17 protein-coding genes and 1 other RNA gene are annotated in these 14693 nt (G+C 66.0%); 8 read left to right on the top strand and 10 right to left on the bottom strand.

Annotated features, from left to right (window positions below; all coding sequences use genetic code 11):
- Nucleotides 1-11 precede the first annotated feature (11 nt).
- Together smpB and ABE472_RS04105 are read left to right on the top strand one after the other, a co-directional pair.
- Entirely contained in the window at nt 12-515 is a 504-nt protein-coding gene (smpB, locus tag ABE472_RS04110) for an SsrA-binding protein SmpB (RefSeq protein WP_088433158.1), read from the top strand.
- Nucleotides 515-943 carry a GNAT family N-acetyltransferase gene (locus ABE472_RS04105; protein ID WP_346465577.1) on the top strand — a complete coding sequence of 143 codons (429 nt, stop codon included), beginning with the start codon at nt 515-517 and terminating at the stop codon, nt 941-943. The genes smpB and ABE472_RS04105 overlap by 1 nt, the downstream gene beginning before the upstream one ends.
- A 120-nt stretch (nt 944-1063) precedes the next feature.
- Here the strand turns inward: ABE472_RS04105 and ABE472_RS04100 are convergent, their stop codons facing one another.
- Nucleotides 1064-1711 carry a hypothetical protein gene (locus ABE472_RS04100; protein WP_346465575.1) on the bottom strand — a complete coding sequence of 216 codons (648 nt, stop codon included), beginning with the start codon at nt 1709-1711 and terminating at the stop codon, nt 1064-1066.
- 167 nt (nt 1712-1878) lie between these two features.
- Between ABE472_RS04100 and ABE472_RS04095 the strand changes: the two genes are divergently transcribed.
- Nucleotides 1879-2232 carry a hypothetical protein gene (locus tag ABE472_RS04095; RefSeq protein WP_121042052.1) on the top strand — a complete coding sequence of 118 codons (354 nt, stop codon included), beginning with the start codon at nt 1879-1881 and terminating at the stop codon, nt 2230-2232.
- 108 nt (nt 2233-2340) lie between these two features.
- Nucleotides 2341-2743: a transfer-messenger RNA gene (ssrA, locus tag ABE472_RS04090) on the top strand.
- A 104-nt stretch (nt 2744-2847) separates the two neighbouring features.
- Here the strand turns inward: ssrA and ABE472_RS04085 are convergent.
- The 3 genes from ABE472_RS04085 to ABE472_RS04075 are packed head-to-tail and all read right to left on the bottom strand — an operon-like array spanning nt 2848 to nt 5275.
- The gene (locus tag ABE472_RS04085; RefSeq protein WP_123729002.1) at nt 2848-3159 is read right to left on the bottom strand and encodes a hypothetical protein; all 312 of its coding nucleotides are present in this window, start codon (nt 3157-3159) and stop codon (nt 2848-2850) included.
- A 55-nt stretch (nt 3160-3214) separates the two neighbouring features.
- The gene (locus ABE472_RS04080; RefSeq protein WP_346465573.1) at nt 3215-3766 is read right to left on the bottom strand and encodes a TetR/AcrR family transcriptional regulator; all 552 of its coding nucleotides are present in this window, start codon (nt 3764-3766) and stop codon (nt 3215-3217) included.
- 3 nt (nt 3767-3769) lie between these two features.
- The gene (locus ABE472_RS04075; RefSeq protein ID WP_346465571.1) at nt 3770-5275 is read right to left on the bottom strand and encodes an MFS transporter; all 1506 of its coding nucleotides are present in this window, start codon (nt 5273-5275) and stop codon (nt 3770-3772) included.
- Nucleotides 5276-5486: 211 nt separating this feature from the next.
- On the opposite strand from ABE472_RS04075, the gene ABE472_RS04070 reads away from it, so the two are divergent.
- Nucleotides 5487-5756: a hypothetical protein gene (locus ABE472_RS04070; RefSeq protein WP_346465569.1), complete on the top strand. Its 270-nt coding sequence runs from the start codon at nt 5487-5489 to the stop codon at nt 5754-5756.
- A gap of 4 nt (nt 5757-5760) precedes the next feature.
- On the opposite strand, the gene ABE472_RS04065 is transcribed toward ABE472_RS04070, so the two are convergent.
- Nucleotides 5761-6096 (bottom strand): hypothetical protein, encoded by a 336-nt coding sequence (locus ABE472_RS04065; protein ID WP_313217956.1) that lies wholly within the window; start codon nt 6094-6096, stop codon nt 5761-5763.
- A gap of 127 nt (nt 6097-6223) precedes the next feature.
- Complete coding sequence (locus ABE472_RS04060) at nt 6224-6400, bottom strand: hypothetical protein (protein ID WP_346465567.1); 177 nt, start codon at nt 6398-6400, stop codon at nt 6224-6226.
- Nucleotides 6401-6670: 270 nt separating this feature from the next.
- Here ABE472_RS04060 and ABE472_RS04055 point away from each other — a divergent pair, with 270 nt between their 5' ends.
- From ABE472_RS04055 to ABE472_RS04045, 3 genes are all read left to right on the top strand, one after another.
- Nucleotides 6671-7081: a g-type lysozyme inhibitor gene (locus tag ABE472_RS04055; RefSeq protein ID WP_346465565.1), complete on the top strand. Its 411-nt coding sequence runs from the start codon at nt 6671-6673 to the stop codon at nt 7079-7081.
- A gap of 55 nt (nt 7082-7136) precedes the next feature.
- Nucleotides 7137-7805, top strand: a complete 669-nt coding sequence (locus ABE472_RS04050) for a hypothetical protein (protein ID WP_346465563.1) — start codon at nt 7137-7139, stop codon at nt 7803-7805.
- Between the two features lie 97 nt (nt 7806-7902).
- Entirely contained in the window at nt 7903-8775 is an 873-nt protein-coding gene (locus tag ABE472_RS04045; RefSeq protein WP_313211517.1) for an endonuclease/exonuclease/phosphatase family protein, read from the top strand.
- Nucleotides 8776-8856: 81 nt separating this feature from the next.
- Here ABE472_RS04045 and ABE472_RS04040 read toward each other — a convergent pair whose 3' ends face one another.
- The 4 genes from ABE472_RS04040 to ABE472_RS04025 form a co-directional block, all read right to left on the bottom strand.
- Nucleotides 8857-9129: a hypothetical protein gene (locus ABE472_RS04040; RefSeq protein ID WP_313211516.1), complete on the bottom strand. Its 273-nt coding sequence runs from the start codon at nt 9127-9129 to the stop codon at nt 8857-8859.
- A 160-nt stretch (nt 9130-9289) separates the two neighbouring features.
- Nucleotides 9290-10720, bottom strand: coding sequence for an efflux transporter outer membrane subunit (locus tag ABE472_RS04035; protein WP_313211515.1), 1431 nt, complete (start codon nt 10718-10720; stop codon nt 9290-9292).
- Entirely contained in the window at nt 10714-11451 is a 738-nt protein-coding gene (locus ABE472_RS04030; RefSeq protein ID WP_313211514.1) for an SDR family oxidoreductase, read from the bottom strand. Before ABE472_RS04030 ends, ABE472_RS04035 begins: the two co-directional genes overlap by 7 nt.
- A 25-nt stretch (nt 11452-11476) precedes the next feature.
- On the bottom strand, nt 11477-14647 hold the full coding sequence (locus ABE472_RS04025; protein WP_313211513.1) for a multidrug efflux RND transporter permease subunit: 3171 nt from the start codon (nt 14645-14647) through the stop codon (nt 11477-11479).
- Nucleotides 14648-14693: the final 46 nt, after the last annotated feature.

The raw sequence follows: 14693 nt of genomic DNA, 5'->3' as shown, positions 1-14693 counted from the left end.
ACAATAGGGGAATGAGCAAGAACAGCGGCAAGGATAAAGCAAAGGACGCGACGGCCAACAAAACCATCGCGCTCAACAAGCGTGCCCGTCACGAGTACCACATCGAAGATCGCTTCGAAGCCGGCCTGGCCCTGCAGGGCTGGGAGGTCAAGTCGATCCGCGCCGGGCGCGGCAACATCATCGATGCCTACGCCTACGTGCGTGATGGCGAGATCTACCTGATCGGCGCGCAGATCACCCCGTTGATCCAGGCCTCTTCGCACATGGTGGCCAACGACCGTCGCGAGCGGAAGCTGCTTCTGCATCGCAGTGAGATCGACAAGCTGATCGGCAAGGTGCAGCGCGATGGCTACACGATCGTGCCCACCGCGATGTACTGGAGCAAGAACAAGATCAAGCTCGAGATCGCGCTGGCCAAGGGCAAGCAGACCCACGACAAGCGCGATGCCGAGAAGGACCGGGACTGGGCGCGGGAGAAGTCGCGCACCATGCGCCGGCACAACCGCGACGCCTGATGGCGCCGGCGTCGCCCGCCCCGGTGATCCAGCCCGCCAGCGCCGAGGACACCCGCGCGGTGTTCGCTGGCCTGCTGGCCTTCAACCAGGCCGCCAGTGGCGACGCCCTGGACGACCAGCCGGTCAACCGGGTCATCCGTGATGCTGCCGGCCGCGTTGTGGCCGGGATCGCCGCTGATGTCTGTGGCGGCTGGCTGATGGTGCATGCGCTCTGGGTGGATGACACCCGCCGCGGCGAAGGATTAGGCCAGGCCCTGCTGGCCGATGCCGAGCAGCAGGCCCGCGCGCTCGGCGCGCACGCCGTGACGCTGGATACCTTCTCCTGGCAGGCGGAGGGCTTCTACCTCAAGCAGGGCCATGAAGTGTTCGGCCGGCTGCAGGATTTTCCGCCGGGTCATCAGCGCCTGTATCTGCGCAAGCGGCTGTAGGGCCCTGCGCGGCGCGCGGTCAGCGCGCGGTATCTTCCGGATCGGCTTGGTAGGGCCGCATCTCCACCGGCGGCGGGTCCACGCCGTGCTTCTGGCGGTACAACGCATTGAGATGCAGATTCAGATGCAGCGCCTCGGCCTCGCCAGCAGGCGCTGGTCGCCGCTCAGCCGCGCCCCCAGCATCATCTCCCGGTGCAACGCTGCGGTGAGATCGCCGCGCATCTCGGCCACCCGGGATATCGCGTAGGCCTCGGGAATCCCTGCCGCATGGGCGCCCGCCTTCCAGGACGACAGCAGACTCAGCGCGAACAGATCGCCGTCCGCGCCCGCGGCCAGCAAACGGCTTTCAGCCGTCGGATCGGCGCCCAGCCGCCGCCCATCGAGCATTGTGGCCGCCACCGTGTCGCCTGCCCGCGCCGCCTGGTCGAGTTCGGCGTCGGAGGCCTGCTGATAGCGGGTCCATTGCGCGCCATTGGGGAAGCCGTGCTGGTCGAGCCAGCGCCGCTCCTCCGGATGACCACTGCTGAAGGGGTCCTGGGCGATTTCCAGGCTCTCCCGTGTGCGGGCGAGATCGGGAACGGGGTGCGGCGGTCTGGTCGAGGCGGTCGGCGCCGCTTCAACCGAAGGCGTGGCCGCCTGTCCGGCCGGTGTCGACGCCTGCCCTGCCCCGCCCGGCGCCTGCGCACCCGAGGTCGACCGCCAAACGCTGGCGGCTCCGATCGCCGCCACCACCAGCACCGCCACTGCAATCCACACCTGCTTCTTCAACGCCTCGTCCCTGTCTGCAACCACTCTTCCGGGGCCGGATTGTAGTCCGCGCGTTCACCCGGGTGCCCGCCCCACCTGAGCCGCGGACGCCAGCGGGATAACGATCTTTCCCCGCCAACCCCGCACAACTGTCAGAATCCCCGCATTGATACGGAAAGGATCCGCGCGTGACTCTCGAAACTACCCCGGCACCCGCACTGGCGGCGGACGAACTGACCACCCTGCGCGCCGACGTGGCGGCGCTGGAGTTCATCTTTGACGAACTCGCCCGCGCCATGGACCCGGCCGCGCTGCTCAAGGTGCTGACCTACCTGATCCGCAACGCCAAGCGCGTCGCCTCGGAGACCCAGAGCTACGACAGCCTGGAGCACCGCCGCCTGGTGGCCCAGGTGGAATCGCTGATGGCCCGGGTTGAACCGCAGGCCAAGAAGCAGGCGATGACCGTGCGCAACGAGCACAACCGCCTGAAGAAGGAAAAGGCCCGACACAAGGCCGACAGCCGCCGCCAGCTGCAGAAGTAAGCCGCAGACGGCCAAGGTGACTGTTCAGCTGGATTGGAGTAGCATCCATTCCGTCAAGTAGAGTTCCGGTGCTGTTTTTCCGGATGAAGTGCGGTTCTTGAAGAAACCGGGGGTGCATTGGTTTCGACGGGGGTTGTGAAGTTACTTGGTGCATGCCGAGGGGGCAGCTTTCCTCGTTAATCCAGCAGCAAACTTTTAGTTGCCAACGACGACAACTACGGTTCGAACGACTTCGCAATCGCTGCCTAAAAACAGCTTTAGCGTTTAGTTCTACAGCCGCCTTAGGCGAACCCCCGAACCTACTTGTGCCCGTGCTCGTAGATGTAGGGTCATTATCACGGAACCGGTTGTGATGGCTGCCTGTCAGTCACGACTTAACTAAAGCAGGCTGGTCCTGGGGTGCGCTTTGCACACCGTGCTGCCACAGGATGAGATTCAACGGTGAGCTAAGCATGTAGTACCGGGGATGGAGTGCCTTCGGACGGCGGTTCAATTCCGCCCACCTCCACCAATTAGCCGTTTCGACGGTGCATCAAAGGCTGGAACCCTAGAGAAATCGAAGGTCCCGGCCTTTTTTGTGCCTGTGTCCCGCCAGCCAGACAGCCGCTCAGCCCCTCACGGCAACGTGAACTTCCGCGCCATCCGCAGCGGCCACACCGAAGTGAACTGCGCACCGCCCACCAGCCGGTACGCCGCGGACACGCTGTGCAGCACGCCCATCGCCTCCAGCACATCCTTGGTCTTCCGGAAGGTCGGGCGCGGATCCGCGGTGAACATGAAAAGGTTGATCTCTTTCGCGCTGACGTCGTAACCGTCCAGCGTCGCGGCCTTGCCGAGCGCGGTGGTCAGCTCGGCCTCCAGCGTGGCCAGGAAGGCCTCATCATCCAGCGACTTGCGCCAGAACTTGATCACAAGTTGGTAATCCATCAGGCGGACCCGTTGTTCAAGAAGTGAACCGCCAAGGGTACCCGCATGGCAGGCATCACGCTGTCTTGGAGGCGGCCGCGATCATCTGTGCCATCCGGTCAGCGATGGCCTGCCGCACCTCCGGCGCCAGCCGCGAGCGCGACAGCGCTTCGAACACCCACATGCCGTCGGCGGCGAGCTTGGCGATGAACAGGTCCAGCGCGGCCGGGTCGCTCAGGTCCTGCGGCGTGGGCGGCGACCAGCGCTCGACCACTTCGGTCCACGGCTGCATGTTCTCGTCGGTGGCGGCTGCATCGAACATCAGCTGCAGCTCGGCCCGGGTAGCCGTCTGTGCGCAGGTGAGCGCGTAGGCCTGGTAGCGCTCGGGGGGCTCTGCCGCGTCGGCAGGTTTGCCCGCGGCCTCGATCATGCTCGCCTCCCACACGCCGGCCAGGTGCTGGTGGATGCCCTGCAGCAGCGCATCGCGCGAGGGGAAGTGATACAGCAGCCCGCCCCGGGCGATGCCGGATTCGCTGGCGACCGCTTCAAAGGTCAGTGCGGTGATGCCGTCGCGTTCGATCACGCGGACGGCGGCATCCAGGATGTTGGTTCGGTTGCTCGGGCGCATGGGTCAGTGGGCGTGGGAGACGGTGGTGGCCGTGCCGGGGCCATGGCGGCGCAGCAGCACGCCGGTGGTGACGGTGCCGACCAGCAGCACCCCGGCAATCACATACAGTACCCAAACGTAGCTGGCGTCGTAGGCGGTGCTGGCTGCTGCCAGCCACCCGGCGTCGCCGCCCGGTTGTGCGGCCAGTGCAAGCGCCTGCTGGATGCTCTGGCCCGCACCGGCGTCCACACCGTCCGGCAGCGTCACGGTGGCCGAATACAGCGCGGCGATCAGGCTGCCCAGCAGAGAGACCGCGAGCAGGCTGCCGAACTCATAGGACACTTCCTCCACCGAGGAGGCCATGCCAGCGCGATGCGGGGGCACGTTGCCGATGATCGCGGTGGAGGCGACGGAGATGGTGGCGCCCATGCCCAGCCCGGTCAGCAGCAATCCGGCGAGGGTCCAGCCGAGGTGGCCGCCGAAGGTGGCCGCGACCAGCACCACACCGGCGGTGCCCACGCCCAGCCCGCCGGTGATCAGCGGCAACAGCCCGACGCGGTGCAGGAACATGCCGCCGAAAATGGCGCTGGGCAGGCACCCGATCGCCACCACAGACACCAGCAGGCCCGCCTGCAATGGGGTGTAGTCGGCCACCAGCTGGAAACGCTGGGTGGTCAGCAACTGCAGGCCGGCGATGGCGAACATCGCGAACGCCGCAGACAGGACGCCGGCCAGAAACGGAGCGTTACGGAAGATGGCCACGTCGAGCATCGGGTACGGCAGCCGGCGCTGGCGGCGCAGGAACAGCACCAGCCCCACCACGAAGACCAGCGCCGCACCGGCTGCCAGCCCCCCGTTCGGCGGCGCATGCGCAACCTCCTTGATCGCCACCACCAGCCCGGACAAGGCGACCAGGCTGAGCAACGAGGAGATCAGGTCCCACGGCTTGCTTGCATCGGGCGTGCCATGGGGCGCGAACAGCACCGCCCCGACCATGGCCAGCAGCACGATCGGCACATTGATGAGGAACACCGCGCCCCACCAGAAGTGCGCCAGCAGCACGCCACCGACGATCGGGCCGAGGGCCGCGCCGACGATGGAAATGCAGCCCCATACGGCGATGGCCAGATTGCGCTCGCGTTCGTCCTCGAAGGTCAGGCTGATCAGCGCCAGCGTGGCCGGCATCATCGCCGCCGCGCCCACGGCCAACAGCGCGCGGGCGGCGATCAGCAGATTGGCCTCCGGCGCGAACGCGGCCAGCAGCGAGGCGATCCCAAAAATCACCAAGCCGATCAGGAACATGCGCCGGTGCCCCAGCCGGTCGCCGAGAGTACCGGCACCCAGCAGCAGGCCAGCCATCACCAGGGGATAGGCGTTGATGATCCACAGGCCCTGCAGCGGTGTCGCGCCCAGTTCCTTGGTCAGTGTGGGCAAGGCGGTGTAGAGCACCGAGTTGTCGAGGGTGATCAGCAACAGGCCGGCGGCAACGGTGAGCAGCAGGCTCCAGCGCTGGGTCTTGGTCGGGGTCATGGTGCGCAAAGGGGGGCGACGGGATCGTAACTATACAGGACGTCCTGTTATGTTTTACCAACCTGGCGCCCACGCGTTCAGCCTGCGGCGACGCACCGTGTGCGCACTGCGCGCTGGCCGCTGCGCTGCCCCAACTGCGTTTACCTCATTGCAGGGGGCTCACCCGGGCAGGCAGGCGCCTGTCCGATATGGACTGTGTTGGGGGAACGCTATGGACGGACAGAAAGAGGCTTTTCGGCTGGCGCAGGCCGAATTGGCGCAGTGCTGGGCAGGCGGGGTGTCGGCCGCCGAGCGCTGGGCGGTGTATGACGCGATCCATGATCGGCTGGTCGCACAGTGGCCCAACGAGGCCCATCGCATCGTCGGCATGATGGTGCTGTGGGTGACCGAGATCCGCGGCACCTGCCCTGCTCCGTACCGCACGGCAGATGCGGGCCTGGGTGACAGCGTGCTGCTGCGCACGTGCCGTATCGACTCGTGAGGAGCTACGGCGCCGTCGGCTGGAACGGATCGGTGTGGCCGGCCACTTCCATGTTGATGGCATTGATCAGGGCCGACACGGCGGTCGCCAGGCGACGGCTGTCCGCGATGGAGCCGAAGAACAGAATCGAAGTGCCGTCCAGTTCGACCCCGGCCAGGCCGAGTTCGCCCTTGAGCGCGGCCACCCGTTCGTCGAACAGCTTCAACCAGTGGGCATCGGGAACAACATCGAGCATGGCGACAATGGCCTCGTCCGCGCCGTGATCGACAATGGTCTGCAATGTCGGGACGTCAAAACCCAGCAGGCGCGGCACGCTGCTATCTGGTACGGGGATGCTCATGCGGGCATGGTAGCCGGTCAGCCGGGCGAGCGCTGGAAGACGTTCAGTAACACGCGATGCTCTCTCGCTGGCGGCAACACAAACGGCCCGGCCAATCCGACCGGGCCACGGTGCGTGCGGACCCGTTTTATTCTTCCTGGTCGCTCTGCTGGCCCGAGCGCTGGCCCTGCTGATCCTGGTCCTGCTGTTGCTGCTGCTTCTGGGCATCGCGATCGCGCTGATCCTGCTGCTCCTGCTGGCCCTGCTGCGGGGCATTGCGCTGCGGATCATTCTGACCCTGCTGCGGGTTCGAGGTGTTGGCCATTGCCGTATCTCCGGTGTTCGGCATCGAAGTGGTGCCGGTGAATCCACGCTAGGCCTGCCGGCGTTACCCATGTGTGCGTGGAAGAGGCTGGTGCATGCACGCGCCGGGCACCTGCGTAAACAATTCAGAACGCACTGGAAACCGAGACCGGTAGAGCACGCTGCGTTCATCGCAGTGCGGCGAGGGTCGCAGCGCATCGACAATCCCTTGATGGGGTCACGCCCATGCTCGGGACGAAACGCCCTTGCCGGGCCCCACCAAGGACATGCCATGACGCCGCTCCGCTCACTGCTGTTGACCACCCTGCTCGCCCTGACGCCGATGCTGGCCACCGCAGCGGACAAGGTCACTACCACCCCCGTGCACTTCACCAAGGGCGCCAGCAGTGCCACCGTGCGTGGCACGTTGTCCGGCTATGACACCGTCCGCTACACGATTGCCGCGCGCGCCGGCCAGACCATGGCGGTGACGATCGATGGCAGCCCGAATGCCAACTTCAATGTGTTCGTGCCCGACGTGACGCCCGGCCAGGGGGAGGCGCTGGGCAGCAACGACGAAAAGCGGCGCTGGAGCGGCACGTTGCCGACCACCGGCACCTATGTCGTGCAGGTCTACCAGATGCGTGCCCAGGCGCGTCGCAATGAAAAGGCACCGCACAGCCTGACAGTCGCAATCCGCTGAGCCCTGTCCCGGGTATCCTCGGCGGTGCTGGCTTCCCCCTTGCAAGGACCCCGGGATGGACTTCCTCAAACTGCTGCGGTCGCTGGAAGAGTTCCTCTACGAGCTGTGCACCTGGTTCCTGTTTTTCCCACGCACGCTGTACCGCGTGATCGTGTATCCGCGGCGGATGGCCCAGTACGTGGATACCGAGCTGAAGGAAAAGCTGGAGCGCCAGTTCGACGATGCGATCAGCCCGCCCATGTTCCTGATGCTGGCGGTGCTGGTCGCGCACGGGGTGGAGCTGATGCTGCACCAGCAGGTGGTCGGCACCGGGGCGCTGTCGCACTCGATCTTCGGCAATGAAGAGAGCCTGCTGCTGTACCGCTCGATCACGTTCGCGATCTGGCCCCTGGTGACCACCACGCACCTGTTGCGTCGCAAGCACGTGCCGATGACCCGCGAGTCGCTGCGCCGTCCGTTTTTCATGCAGTGCTACCTGACCGCACCGTTCGCGGTGGCGCTGTCCACCAGCATGGTGTTCGTGCGGCTGCCGGGCCAGCTGTCGACCACGCTGGGCGTCGCGGTCGGCGTGCTCGCCGCGCTCTGGTATGCGGTGGTGCAGGCCGGGTGGCTGAAGATCGCGCTGCAGCGCTCCTGGTTGAACACGATCCTGTCCACGGTGTGGGTGCTGGTGTTGGGGGCAGCGATCAATATGACGATCGGCGTGATCCTGCTGTCGAGCTGAGGGGGCACTGCCGATCAACCGCCATGTCCTGCATATCCTTTTCCTGCCCTTCCATGCGACCCTTTGGGAACGTTTTCATGGAATGGAGGGATTCCACATGCTGTCTCGTTTCCATCGGCCCGCGCTGCTGGCCCTGATGATGTTCGCCGCCCCGCTGGCCAGCGCCTGGGCGCAGGCACCCGATGCGTTGAAGGTGATGTCGTTCAACGTACGCACGCCGGCCGATACCGATCCGGGAAAGCGCTGGGAGGACCGCCGCGATGCGATGGTCACGCTGATCCGTGAGCAGAAGCCCGAGGTGATCGGCACCCAGGAGCTGGTGCAGAAACAGGGCGAGTACCTGGTCGCGCACCTGCCCGGCTACACCCTGTTCGGCAGGGACCGCCGCGGCGGCAACGGCGACGAACACATGGGCGTGCTGTACGACAGTGCGCGGCTGAAGGTGCTCGAATCGGGTGACTTCTGGCTCTCCGACACACCGGACGTGCCGGGCAGCATCACCTGGGGCAACCTGTTCCCGCGCATGGTGACCTGGGCACTGTTCCAGCGTCAGGCCGATGGGCAGCGCTTCTATCTGTTCAACACCCACCTGCCCTACCGTGACGAAGATGAGCCGCGCCGCGTCCTCGGCGCAAAGCTGATCGTCTCGCGGCTGGCCACACTGCCCAAGGACATCCCGGTGGTGGTCACCGGCGATTTCAACAGTGAGCCCGGCAGTGACACCTACAAGGCATTTACCGCTGCGTTGGGCGATGCTCGAAAACTCGCCGGCAAGGTCGATGGCCCGCGCCTGACCTTCCATGATTTCACCGGCAAGCCGACGGTGGAACTGGACTGGATCCTGGTGCGCGGTTTCAGCGTGGACAGCTTCAGCACGCTGGACCAGAAACCCGGTGGCGTGCTGCCCTCGGATCATTATCCGGTGCAGGCGGAACTGCGGTTCCCCGTGCGAGCACCGGCGGGCAAGTAAGCAGACGCACGATGGACGGTCAGCGCACCGTCCATCGGCTTCAGGTTGGCCGTACGGCGGCCTGCGTTTTCACAACGTCGATCATGGCTGCCGCTCATCCATCTTCTGCAGCAGTCGATACAGCGCTTGGTGCTGCTCACGTGCCTGGCAGATCCGCGCGCCGATGGCGATGAACACACCGGTGGCGATCAGGCCGATCTCGAACAGGCCTTCGGTCAGGCAACAGAATCCCGTGACCACCGCAAGGATCGCCACCACCAACAGCGCGATCACGCCACGGGAAAGTCCCGCACCGGAGGCAGGTCCCGGGTCGTGCAGATGCAGGCGGACAGGACGCCACGGATTGGGTTGCATGCGGGCCACTCCAGAAAACGACCCACGCTTTTAGCACCGTGCACAGACACCGTGCAGAGGCAAAGCCGTCAATCGCGACGCACTGCGCAGCGGATGTGACGGCTGTTGCCTTTCTTGCTGTCGGGACGGCGCCCTCGCCGCCCCGTGCCCAACGGTGGGGTCAGCGTTGCGTGACCGCCACCGGGGTGTTGGCCGCATCCTGCTGCTGGCCCCAACCCCCCAGGGCCTTGTACACACCGACCACGCTGACGTTGACCGTGGATTCGGCCTCGGCCAGTGCATCGTCCGCGGCCAGCTGGGTGCGTTGCGCATCGAGCAGGGTCAGGAAGTCTTCCGACCCCTCGCGGAAGCGGATCTGCGCCAGTTCCTCGGCGCGCCCCGCCGCCTGGGCCTGCTCGGCGACGATCGCCAGGCGAGCCTGCTGCTTGGCGTACCGCGTCAACGCGTTCTCGGTGTCTTCCAGCGCCAGCAGCACGGCCTTTTCGTACTCGGCGGCAGCACCATCGGCCTGTGCCTTGCTGGCGCGCAGACGGGCTTTGACCGTACCGAAATCGAACGCGGCCCAACTGATCGACGGCGTCACCGACCATGCCTTGTTGCTGCCGTTGACCAGGCCACTGGCATCACCAGACAGGAACCCGACAAACCCGCTCAGGCTGATCCGCGGGAACAGGTCTGCCGTGGCCACGCCAACCCGTGCGGTCGCCGCGGCCAGCCGACGCTCGGCCACGCGCACATCGGCGCGCTGACGCAGCAGATCGGTGGTGTCACCCAGCGGCAACGCCTTGGCGTACGGCCGCATCTCGCGCGGCTGCAGCAGGCTGTCCAGTGCGTCCGGGCGCTGGCCCAGCAGCACCGCCAGACGATGACGTGACTGCACCTCGGCCACTTCCAGCAGCGGGATGTCGGCCTCGATCGCCTTCAGGCGCGCACGGCTGCTCTGCACGTCCAGCTCGCTGCCGGCGCCCAGTTCCCACCGGGTTTCGGTGAGCTTCTGGGTGTCGCGCAGATTGACCAGGGTGCGCTTGGCCACCGCGATGCGCTTCTGGGTACCGCGCAGTTCGAAGTAGTTGCGGGCCACTTCGGCGGCGACGGTGACCTGTGCATCGGCGAGGTTGTCCTGCTCGGCGCCCAGGTCGGCGCGCGCCGCTTCGGCGGCACGGCGCTGGCGGCCGAACAGATCCAGCTCCCAGCCGGCATCGAAGCCGAGCTGGTAGCTTTCGCTGAAGACACGCTCGCCACCGAGGGTGGCATCCGGCTGCTTGCGACGGTCGTAACTGCCACCACTGGTGACGTGCGGCAACTGGTCCAGGCGCTGCTCGACGAACACCGCGCGGGCCTCACGCACGCGCGACATCGCGATGCGCAGGTCCAGGTTGGTGCCCAGTGCTTCATGCACCAGCTGCTCCAGCACCGGGTCATCGAACTGGGCCCACCAGCTCGCCACCGGCGAGGTGGTGGTGAACACCGGCGCGGCGGCGCCCTGCAGGCTCACCGGCTCGGCCGGCGGCGCCTGGTAGTTGGGGCCGACGCTGACGCAGCCGGCCAGCAGCGCGCTGGTCACGGCCACGGTCAACAGACGGATCACCATGGCAGCACCTCGCCGAGGTAGGTGAAGCTGCCGTTCGGGCCGTCGGCATCGATCAGTGCCATGCCGACGCTGGAACGCGCACCTTCGCTGATTTCGATCTCACCTTCGCCACCGTTCATGTCGGTTTTGACGTAGCCCGGATGCACGGTGTTGACCTTGGTGGTGCTCTCGCGCAGCTCATAGGCCAGCTGCACGGTCCACGCATTCACCGCGCTCTTGGAGGCGTTGTACGCCGGGACCGCGAAGCCATAGATCGGCGAGCCCGGCTGGCTGTGCAGGGTCAGTGAGCCCAGGATGCTGGACACGTTGACGATGCGGCCGGCCGGCGAGGCATTGAGCAGCGGCAGGAACGCCTGGGTGACGGCGATCACCGCGAACACGTTGGTGTCGAAAGTATCGCGCCAGGTCTGCAGGGTCTGCGCCGAGGGGGCCAGCTTGATGTCGTCGAGCAGGATGCCGGCGTTGTTGACCAGGATGTCCAGGCGGCCGTGACGCTCGGTCACGGCCTGCACGGCGGCGGCGATGCTGGCGGCATCACCGACGTCCAGCTGGATCGCTTCCACCGGTAGGCCCTCGGCCTGCAGCTTCAGTGCCTCGGCCACGGCGACGTCGCGCTTGCGCCCGGCCAGCAGCGTATGCACGCCGGCCTGGGCCAGCTGACGGACGGTTTCCAGGCCGATGCCGCGGGTGGCACCTGTGACCAGGGCGATCTTTTGGGTAGCGGTATTCATAGGAAAAACCTCGCGGGGGAAGGAATCAGTGGTGGATGGTCGGTTCGCCGTGGGTCACCAGCTGCCCGCCACCATTACGGCTGACGAACTTGCGCAGGGCCACGTAGAACACCGGGGTCAGGAACAGGCCGAACAGGGTGACGCCCAGCATGCCGGCGAACACCGTGATACCGGTCACCGAGCGGACTTCCGCACCGGCGCCATGCGAGATCACCAGCGGGATGGTGCCGGCGATGAACGCGATGGAGGTCATCACGATCGGGCGCAGACGCAGGCGGCATGCTTCCAGTGCAGCCTCCACGATGCCCTTGCCGCCCATTTCAAGTTCGCGGGCAAACTCGACGATCAGGATGGCGTTCTTGCATGCCAGGCCCATCAGCACCACCAGGCCGACCTGCACGAACACGTTGTTGTCACCGCCCGTCATCCATACGCCGAACAACGCAGACAGCAGGGTCATGGGGACAATCAGGATCACCGCCAGCGGCAGCGACCAGCTTTCATACAGCGCGGCCAGCACCAGGAACGCCAGCAGGATCGCCACCGGGAACACGATGAACGCGGCCTTGCCCTGGGTGGCCTGCTGGTAGCTCAGGTCGGTCCACTCGGTCTGCATGCCCACCGGCAGCACCTGCCCGGCAATCTCGGTCAGCTTGGCCATGGCCTCGGCCGAGGACAGCATGCGCGGGTCGGCTTCGCCGGCCAGATCGGCCGCCGGGTAGCCGTTGAAGCGCAGCACCGGGTCCGGACCGTAGGTTTCCTTCACGGTGACCATCGAGCCGATCGGCACCATCTCGCCACGGTTGTTGCGGGTGCGCAGGCGACCGATGTCTTCCACGCTGTCACGGAACTGGCCGTCGGCCTGGGCAATCACCTGCCAGGTACGACCGAACTGGTTGAAGTCATTTACATACGACGAGCCCAGGTAGGTCTGCAGGGTGTCGAACAACTCGGTCAGTTCCACGCCCTGGGCCTTGGCCTTGACGCGGTCCACTTCGGCATCCAGTTGCGGCACGTTGGCCTGGTAACTGGTGATCGGGAACGCCATGCCCGGGGTCTGCGCGACGGCACCCTGCATCGTGCTCACCGCGGTCTGCAGTGCGCCGTAACCGAGGTTGCCACGGTCCTGGATGAACATCTGGTAGCCGTTGCCGTTACCCAGGCCGAGGATCGGCGGCGGCATCATGGAGAACGCGAAGCCCTCCTGCAGCCCGGCGATCTTGGCGTTGATCTCGGCATTGATCTGCGCGGCGGTGCGGCCCTTGCGCTCACTGAACGGCTTGAGCGGAACGAAGGCCACACCGGTGTTGGGCGTGTTGGTGAACTGCAGCGCGTTCAGACCCGGGAACTGGATCGTGTGCGCCACGCCATCGGTGTTGCGCGCGATCTCGGCGACCTTGGCCAGCATGGCGTCGGTACGTGCGATCGAGGAGCCTTCCGGCAGCTTCACACCGGCGATCAGGTACAGCTTGTCCTGGGTCGGGATGAAGCCGGCCGGCACCGCCTTGAACATCAGGCCGGTGGCCAGCAGCAGGCCGGCATAGACCACGAACACCAGGCCGCGGCGGCCCAGCAGGCGGCCGACCGAACCGTGGTATTTCTCCGAACTGGTCTTGAAGAAGCGGTTGAACGGACGGAAGATCCAGCCGAACAGACGATCGATCAGACGGGTCAGGCCATCCTTGGGTGCACCGTGCGGCTTGAGCAGACGTGCGGCCAGGGCCGGCGACAGGGTCAGCGAGTTGATCGCCGAGATCACGGTCGAGATCGCGATGGTGACGGCGAACTGCTTGTAGAACGCACCGGTCACGCCCGACAGGAACGCCATCGGCACGAACACGGCACACAGCACCAGCGCGATCGCCACGATCGGCCCGGACACTTCACGCATCGCCTGGTGTGCTGCGGCAAGCGGGGTCAGGCCTTCTTCAATGTTGCGCTCGACGTTCTCCACCACCACGATCGCGTCATCGACCACGATGCCGATCGCCAGCACCAGCCCGAACAGGGTCAAGGTATTGATCGAGAAGCCCAGCACGTACAGCGCCGCGAACGTACCCACGATGGACACCGGCACGGCGATCAACGGAATGATCGAGGCGCGCCAGGTCTGCAGGAACAGGATCACCACCAGCACCACCAGCGCGATGGCTTCCAGCAGCGTGGAGACCACGGCCTTGACCGAGTCACGCACGAAGATGGTGGTGTCGTACACCGCTTCGTACTTCACGCCGGCCGGGAACTGCTTGGTCAGCTCATCCATGGTGTGGATGACCGAGTCACGGATCTCCAGCGCATTCGCACCCGGGGCCTGGAAGATACCGATACCGACCGCGTTCTTGCCGTCCAGCTGCGAGCGCAGCGTGTAGTCACCGGCACCCAGTTCCAGGCGGGCGACATCGGACAGGCGGACCACTTCACCGTCGTCACCGGCCTTGAGCACGATGTCGCGGAATTCCTGCTCGCTGCGCAGGCGACCCTGGGCGTTGATCAGGGTCAGGAAGTCGCTGCTCGGCATCGGCTCGGCGCCGAGCTGGCCGGCCGAGACCTGCACGTTCTGCTCGCGCATCGCACGCACCACGTCGCTGGCGGTCAGGCCGCGCGCGGCGATCTTGTCCGGGTCCAGCCACGCACGCATGGCGTAGTCACCGCCGCCGAACATCTGCGCATCACCGACGCCCTGCAGGCGTGCCAAGGCATCCTTGACGTGCAGGCGGGCGTAGTTGCGCAGGTACAGCGAGTCGTACTTGCCGTCCGGCGAGGTCAGGTGGACCACCATCAGGAAGGTCGGCGACTGCTTCTGGGTGGAGACACCCTGGCGGCGCACGTCCTCGGGCAGGCGCGCCTGCGCCTGGGCGACGCGGTTCTGCACCTTGACCGCGGCTTCGTCCGGATCGGTACCCGGGCGGAAGGTCACCGTCATCTGCAGCACGCCGTCCGAGCCGGCGACGGACTTGATGTACATCATGTCCTCGACGCCGTTGATCGCTTCTTCCAGTGGCGTGGCCACCGTTTCAGCGATCACTTTGGGGTTGGCGCCCGGGTACACCGTGCGCACCACCACCGAGGGCGGCACCACTTCGGGGTACTCGCTGATCGGCAGCATCGGGATCGCGATCAGTCCAGCGGCGAAGATCACGATCGACAGCACCGCCGCGAAGATCGGCCTGTCAATAAAAAAACGGGAAAAGTCCATGGGTGGATTCCTGGGGTTTCACCAGCGCCGGCGTGCACGACCCCGG

This window comes from Stenotrophomonas sp. TWI809 (genome assembly GCF_039673205.1).
GTDB lineage: Bacteria > Pseudomonadota > Gammaproteobacteria > Xanthomonadales > Xanthomonadaceae > Stenotrophomonas.
Note: the sequence above shows the minus strand (reverse complement) of the source record. Positions and strands in the feature narration are given on the sequence as shown.

Bases quoted from the DNA above. Each gene is read 5' to 3' on its own strand.
- smpB (WP_088433158.1), top strand. From the start codon at position 12: ATGAGCAAGAACAGCGGCAAGGATAAAGCAAAGGACGCGACGGCCAAC.
- ABE472_RS04105 (WP_346465577.1), top strand. From the start codon at position 515: ATGGCGCCGGCGTCGCCCGCCCCGGTGATCCAGCCCGCCAGCGCCGAG.
- ABE472_RS04085 (WP_123729002.1), bottom strand. From the start codon at position 3,159: ATGGATTACCAACTTGTGATCAAGTTCTGGCGCAAGTCGCTGGATGAT.
- ABE472_RS04080 (WP_346465573.1), bottom strand. From the start codon at position 3,766: ATGCGCCCGAGCAACCGAACCAACATCCTGGATGCCGCCGTCCGCGTG.
- ABE472_RS04075 (WP_346465571.1), bottom strand. From the start codon at position 5,275: ATGACCCCGACCAAGACCCAGCGCTGGAGCCTGCTGCTCACCGTTGCC.
- ABE472_RS04070 (WP_346465569.1), top strand. From the start codon at position 5,487: ATGGACGGACAGAAAGAGGCTTTTCGGCTGGCGCAGGCCGAATTGGCG.
- ABE472_RS04065 (WP_313217956.1), bottom strand. From the start codon at position 6,096: ATGAGCATCCCCGTACCAGATAGCAGCGTGCCGCGCCTGCTGGGTTTT.
- ABE472_RS04060 (WP_346465567.1), bottom strand. From the start codon at position 6,400: ATGGCCAACACCTCGAACCCGCAGCAGGGTCAGAATGATCCGCAGCGC.
- ABE472_RS04055 (WP_346465565.1), top strand. From the start codon at position 6,671: ATGACGCCGCTCCGCTCACTGCTGTTGACCACCCTGCTCGCCCTGACG.
- ABE472_RS04050 (WP_346465563.1), top strand. From the start codon at position 7,137: ATGGACTTCCTCAAACTGCTGCGGTCGCTGGAAGAGTTCCTCTACGAG.
- ABE472_RS04045 (WP_313211517.1), top strand. From the start codon at position 7,903: ATGCTGTCTCGTTTCCATCGGCCCGCGCTGCTGGCCCTGATGATGTTC.
- ABE472_RS04040 (WP_313211516.1), bottom strand. From the start codon at position 9,129: ATGCAACCCAATCCGTGGCGTCCTGTCCGCCTGCATCTGCACGACCCG.
- ABE472_RS04035 (WP_313211515.1), bottom strand. From the start codon at position 10,720: ATGGTGATCCGTCTGTTGACCGTGGCCGTGACCAGCGCGCTGCTGGCC.
- ABE472_RS04030 (WP_313211514.1), bottom strand. From the start codon at position 11,451: ATGAATACCGCTACCCAAAAGATCGCCCTGGTCACAGGTGCCACCCGC.
- ABE472_RS04025 (WP_313211513.1), bottom strand. From the start codon at position 14,647: ATGGACTTTTCCCGTTTTTTTATTGACAGGCCGATCTTCGCGGCGGTG.